The organism is Micromonospora fulviviridis (genome assembly GCF_014648395.1).
GTDB classification, from domain to species: Bacteria; Actinomycetota; Actinomycetes; order Mycobacteriales; family Micromonosporaceae; genus Micromonospora; species Micromonospora fulviviridis.
This window is the reverse complement of record NZ_BMRA01000018.1, coordinates 85,445-91,444: the sequence shown is the minus strand read 5'-3', so window position 1 is coordinate 91,444 and position 6,000 is coordinate 85,445. Positions and strand designations below refer to the sequence as shown.

The window sequence follows — 6,000 nt, the reverse complement described above, 5'->3', positions numbered from 1 at the left end:
TCGCCGAGCCGGAGGCCGCCGCCGTGCCGGGGAACCGAACCAGCCCCCGGTGCCCCGCACCGGCAATGCCCCGCCGGTGCCCGGTGCCGGGCCCGACGCCGACCGCCGGCCGGAGGGACCCGCGCCGACCCCGCGCCGCGCCCCCGCCGCCGCCCCGCCCGGCTCCCAGCCCGGTCCCGGCGCCGCCGTGCCGCCGGCCGGCCGGCGAGCCGGCGCCGCCCCTTCTACGCCCGGCGGCCGCACGGCCCCGGACGCACCGGCGGTCCCGCCCGGTCGCCGTGGCGCTCCCGACGACGTCGCGATGCCGGCCGGTGGGCACGCGGCGCCCGAGAGCCCCGCCGTGCGGCGCGGCCGCCGCGCCGGCCCGGACGAGGCGGCGACGCCGTCCGGCCGACGGGCCGCCGCCGACGACGGCATGGCGCCGGGTCGCCGGGGTGCACCCGACGACGACACGGCGATGCCGTCCGGCCGGCGGGCCGCCGGCGACGGCCCGGCCGCGCCCGGCCGTCGTGCCACGCCTGACGGCACGGCCGGCCGCCGTGCCGCGCCCGATGCTCCGGCCGGCCGCCGCGCCACTCCCGATGCTCCGTCCGGTCGTCGTGCCGCGTCCGATGCTCCGGCCGGCCGTCGTGCCGCGTCCGAGGCGGCGGGTGGACCCGGCGCGACCGGCGACGCTCCGCCGGCCCCGCGTCGCGGGGCGCGCGGGGAGGCCGACGAGCCGCGGCCGCAGCGGCCCGAGCGGCCCGCCGACTGGCTGCGGCAGGCCGGCCGCACCTCGCACAGCGACCCCGCCATGCCGGCGGTCCGCCGCCCCGGCGGCCCCCCGGCCGACGAGCCGACCGCCGCCCGGCGCGGCGGGCCGGCGGGACCCGACCACGGCCCGGCCGGCCGCGTCGGCGCGGCCGTGCCGCCGGTGAAGCCCGACCAGCCCGGCCCCGCCCGTGGCGCGGCCCGACCCGGCGGCCCGGCCGCCCGGCCTACCGCTCCGGACGACGGCGCCCGTGGCGCCGCCCGACCGGACCGGGACCGCACCGGCGGTTTCCCGGCCGGTGGTGACCCGACCCGCACCGGCGGTGTGCCCACCGGCGACCGTCACGGCGGACGGGGTCCGGGCGCCACCGCTGGGTTCCCGGCCGGTGACCCGGCACGTACCGGAGGCCTGCCGGCCGGCGGGCGTGGTCCGGGCGGCGACCCGGCGCGCACGGGCGGCTTCCCCGCCGGTGATCCCGCACGGACCGGTGGCTTCCCCGCCGGCGGCGACCCGCGTGGTCCCGCCCGCGGCGCGGCCCGCCCGGACGGCGCCGTGCCGCCGGCGGGCGACCCGCACCCGGCCGGCGAGCCGGGCCCACGCGCCGCGGCCGTTGCGCCCCCGGTGGCCCGCGCGGCCGCCTCGGTGGCCCGCCCCGCGGCNNCGGCCGGCCGGCCGGGCCACCCCGCCCGCGCCGGACCCCACCCGACCCGGCCCGGCCGGCCCGGGCGCCGTACCGCCGGGACGCGGCGCGCCGGCGGTGGCGCGGGCCGCGGCGGTCGTACCGCCCGGAGAGCCGGCGGTGGCGCGGGCCGCCGCGGTCGTACCACAGGGCGAGCCGGCGGTGGCGCGGCCGGGACCGGGCGACGGCGCCGGACCGGCGCTGCGGCGGGCCGAGGGCGCGCCCGGGGAGGCCGACGACACGGCGGGCGGCCTGCGGGGCGCCCGCTCGGAGCTGCGCCGGCAGATGCGTGAGCGACGGCGGCTGCGGATGGGCATCCTCGCCCTGGTCAGCGTGGTGCTGCTCGGCGCGGTGCCGCTCTTCTTCGGGCTGCGCACGCTGAGCCACGACCCGGTCTTCGACACCCTCGACGCGCTGGGCGTGCCGTCCTGGGCGGCGGCCAAGACGGTGGACAACGTGAGCGGCAGCCGGTGGTGTTTCCAGGACTGCCGGCTGCGCGAACGCACCGTCGAGTCGCAGAAGGCGTGGAAGGAGACCGCCCAGGTCTACGAGGCGGCGCTGTCCCGCGACGGCTGGGAGCGCTGGAAGGTGGACCGCTGCCCGGAGCAGCAGGTCAAGGGGAGCTACACCTGCTGGCGCCGGGACGAGCTCACCCTCGACCTCTGGGTCCGCGAGCCCACCTGCGTGCCGGCTCCGGAGGCCGGCCAGGCTCCGCCGTCTCCGGCGCCCGCGGCCGCAGCGGGGGAGTGCGCCGGCTCGTTGGTGTCGGTGAAGGTGCGCAACGCGATCGACGACGAGCGCATTGGACCACAGCCGAGCACCGATCCGTCACTCACCGGTGAGGACCCGTACCCGACCCTCACCGACGATCCGCTCGGCGAGGCGACACCCTCACCGTCGTGAGCCGGTTTCCATCACGGACGGTAGGGTCTGGGGCTGGCGGGGCCCGTCCGCCCCGTTGACCGGTCAGGGGTCGGCGTGCGGCGGACCGGGTAGGTACGGTCGCGCGTCCCGGGGCGTCGGGCCCCGGGACACTGCTTGAGGAGGACATGGGCGTGAGTGGTGGAGAGATCGCTGCGCTGATCGCGGCCGGCGCGTTCCTGATGCTGGTGCTCGTGCTGGCGGTGCCGATCCTGCGGCTGCGGCACACCGTGGACGCGACGACCCGCATGATCGCCGACCTGAACGACCGCACCGCGCCGCTGCTCGGTGACGTGAACACCACGGTGAAGAACGTCAACACCGCCCTGGAGCAGGTGCAGACCTCCCTGGACGGTGTCAACCTGCAACTCGCCAAGGTGGACACCATGACCACCCACGCGCAGAACGTCACCGCCAACGTGGCGAACCTGGCCGCCGTGGTCTCCGCCGCCGCCGCGAACCCGCTGGTCAAGGTCGCCGCGTTCGGCTACGGCGTGCGCAAGGCCGCCGCCGCCCGCCGGCACGCGGAGACCGAGCGCGAGGTGCGCGACACCATCAAGCAGCAGCGCCGGGCCGCCAGGCGCGGCAACCGCTGACCCGGCCGGCGAACAGCGGGAGGATGAGAGCATGAGGCGGTTGTTCTGGCTGGGCATCGGGCTGGCCGTGGGCGTGCTGGTGGTCCGTAAGGCCACCCGCACGGCGCAGGCGTACACGCCGGCGGGCATCGCCAGCGGGCTGTCCGAGTCCGCCGGCGGACTCGTGGAGTCGGTCCGGAGTTTCGTGGACGACGTCCGGGCCGGGATGGCCGAGCGCGAGCAGGAGATCCACGAGGCCTTCGCCCGCGGCGAGGCGTACGACGACCAGTTCGCCGAGCTGCGGGAGGACCCGCGTATCGGCGACCGAGAGATTTTCCCGGAGGAGCACCAGCGATGAAGACGGCGGAGATCAAGCGGCGGTACCTCGCCCACTTCGAGGCCAACGGCCACGCCGTGGTGCCGTCCGCTCCGCTGCCCGCCATCAGCGACCCGAACCTGCTGTTCGTCAACGCCGGCATGGTGCAGTTCGTCCCCTACTTCCTGGGCCAGCAGACCCCGCCGTACCGGCGCGCGGTCAGCGTGCAGAAGTGCATCCGGACGCCGGACATCGACGAGGTCGGCAAGACCAGCCGGCACGGCACGTTCTTCCAGATGAACGGCAACTTCTCCTTCGGCGACTACTTCAAGGACGGCGCCATCCCGCTGGCCTGGGACCTGGTCACCAAGCCGGTCGAGGCGGGCGGTTTCGGGCTGGACCCGGAGCGGATCTGGCCGACGGTCTACCTGGACGACGACGAGGCGTTCCAGATCTGGCGTTCGGTCGGCGTGCCCGCCGAGCGGATCGTCCGCCGGGGCAAGGCCGACAACTTCTGGTCGATGGGCATCCCCGGCCCGTGCGGCCCGTGCTCCGAGCTGTTCTACGACCGCGGCCCCGAGTACGGCCGCGAGGGCGGCCCGGCGGTCGACGAGGACCGCTACATGGAGTTCTGGAACCTCGTCTTCATGCAGTTCGATCGGGGTCCGGGCACCGGCAAGGAGGACTACCCGATCCTCGGTGAGCTGCCGGCGAAGAACATCGACACCGGCATGGGCCTGGAGCGGATGGCCTCCATCCTCCAGGGCGTCGACAACCTCTACGAGATCGACGAGGTCCGGCCGATCCTGGACCGGGCCGCCGAGCTGACCGGCAAGCGCTACGGCGCGCACTCCGGCCACGTGGCCAGCGAGTCGCACCCGGACGACGTGCGGCTGCGGGTGATCGCCGACCACGTGCGTACCGCGCTGATGCTGATCGGTGACGGGGTGACCCCGTCCAACGAGGGCCGCGGCTACGTGCTGCGCCGGATCATGCGCCGCGCCATCCGCGCGGTCCGCCTCCTCGGCTACCAGGACCGGGCGCTGCCCGAGCTGCTGCCGGTGGCCCGGGACTGCATGGCCCCGTCCTACCCGGAGCTGGCCGAGGAGTTCGGCCGGATCTCCCAGTACGCGTACGCCGAGGAGGACGCCTTCCTCGCCACGCTGCGCGCCGGCACCACGATCCTGGACACCGCCATCGCGGAGACCAAGTCGGCCGGGCAGGCGTCGATCTCCGGCGACAAGGCGTTCCAGCTGCACGACACGTACGGCTTCCCGATCGACCTGACCCTGGAGATCGCCGCCGAGCAGGGCCTCCAGGTCGACGCGGAGGGCTTCCGCCGGCTGATGGCCGACCAGCGAAGCCGGGCCAAGGCCGACGCCCAGGCGCGCAAGACCGGGCACACCGACGTGTCGGCGTACCGGTCGGTGCTGGACGGCGGCGGGGCGGTGGAGTTCACCGGCTACACCGAGCTGACCCGGGAGTCCCGGGTGCGCGCGCTGCTGGCCGGCGGCGCCGAGGTGGCCGCGGCGGTCGAGGGCGACACCATCGAGCTGGTGCTCGACACCACCCCGTTCTACGCCGAGGGCGGCGGCCAGCAGCCCGACCAGGGTCTGATCACGGTCGGCGGCGGCCAGGTCGAGGTCTTCGACGTGCAGCAGCCGGTGCCGGGGTTGATCGTGCACCGCGCCAAGGTGCTCCGCGGCGAGGTGCGCGCCGGGGAGACGGGCTACGCCGAGATCGACGTGTCCCGCCGGCGGGCCATCTCCCGCTCGCACACCGCCACGCACCTGGTGCACCAGACCATGCGCAACTTCCTCGGTGAGTCGGCCACGCAGGCGGGTTCGCTGAACGCGCCGGGCCGGCTGCGGTTCGACTTCAACACCCCGACCGGGGTGGCGCCGAGCGTGCTGCACGACGTGGAGCAGCAGGTCAACGAGGTGCTCCTGGCCGACCTGGAGGTGCACGCCTTCATCACCACCCAGGAGGAGGCGCGCCGGATCGGCGCCATGGCGCTGTTCGGCGAGAAGTACGGCGAGCGGGTCCGGGTCGTCGAGGTCGGCGACTACGCCCGGGAGCTGTGCGGCGGCACCCACGTGGCCCGCTCGGCCCAGCTCGGCCTCGTCAAGATCCTCTCCGAGGCGTCGGTCGGCTCCGGCGTGCGCCGGATCGAGGCGCTGGTCGGCATGGACGCCTTCGGCTTCCTGGCCCGCGAGCACCTGCTGGTCTCCCGGCTCGCTGAGCTGTTCCGGGTGCCGGGCGACCAGGTCGCCGACCGGGTGGAGCAGACCGTCACCCAGCTCCGCGACGCGGAGAAGGAACTGGAGAAGCTCCGCGCCCAGCTCGTGCTCGGCGGGGCCGCGGCCCTCGCGGCGCAGGCGAAGGACGTCCGCGGCGTCGCGTACGTCGGCACCGAGGCGCCCGAGGGCGCGGCCGGCAACGACGTGCGGACCCTGGCCCAGGAGATCCGGGGCCGGATCGACCCGGCCCGCCCGGCCGTGGTGGCGGTGGCCGCCCGGGCCAACGGGAAGGCGTCCCTGGTGGTGGCCGTGAACCAGGCCGCCCGGGGGCGGGGCCTGACCGCGAAGGATCTGGTGAAGGCGGCCTTCTCCGGTCGGGGCGGCGGCAGCGACGACCTCGCCCAGGGCGGCGGCCTGCCCGCCGCGGAGGCGCCGAACCTGCTGGCCACCGTGGAGAAGGCGATCGCCGACGCCTGATGTACGCACCGATCGACGCCAGGGCGGACCACCGGGTCCGC

The 6,000-nt window shown here is 76.3% G+C and carries 4 protein-coding genes; all 4 read left to right on the top strand.

The window, feature by feature from the left end:
- The first annotated feature begins 1,715 nt into the window (after positions 1 to 1,715).
- The 4 genes from IEY96_RS31180 to alaS all read left to right on the top strand — a co-directional run bounded on the left by IEY96_RS31180 (position 1,716) and on the right by alaS (position 5,959).
- On the top strand, positions 1,716 to 2,333 hold the full coding sequence (locus IEY96_RS31180; RefSeq protein WP_189198384.1) for a hypothetical protein: 618 nt from the start codon (positions 1,716 to 1,718) through the stop codon (positions 2,331 to 2,333).
- Positions 2,334 to 2,485: 152 nt separating this feature from the next.
- Positions 2,486 to 2,947 carry a DUF948 domain-containing protein gene (locus IEY96_RS31175; RefSeq protein WP_091321699.1) on the top strand — a complete coding sequence of 154 codons (462 nt, stop codon included), beginning with the start codon at positions 2,486 to 2,488 and terminating at the stop codon, positions 2,945 to 2,947.
- 31 nt (positions 2,948 to 2,978) lie between these two features.
- Positions 2,979 to 3,284: a DUF6167 family protein gene (locus IEY96_RS31170; RefSeq protein ID WP_148426735.1), complete on the top strand. Its 306-nt coding sequence runs from the start codon at positions 2,979 to 2,981 to the stop codon at positions 3,282 to 3,284.
- Positions 3,281 to 5,959, top strand: coding sequence for an alanine--tRNA ligase (gene alaS / locus IEY96_RS31165; RefSeq protein WP_189198378.1), 2,679 nt, complete (start codon positions 3,281 to 3,283; stop codon positions 5,957 to 5,959). The genes IEY96_RS31170 and alaS overlap by 4 nt, the downstream gene beginning before the upstream one ends.
- Positions 5,960 to 6,000 lie beyond the last annotated feature (41 nt).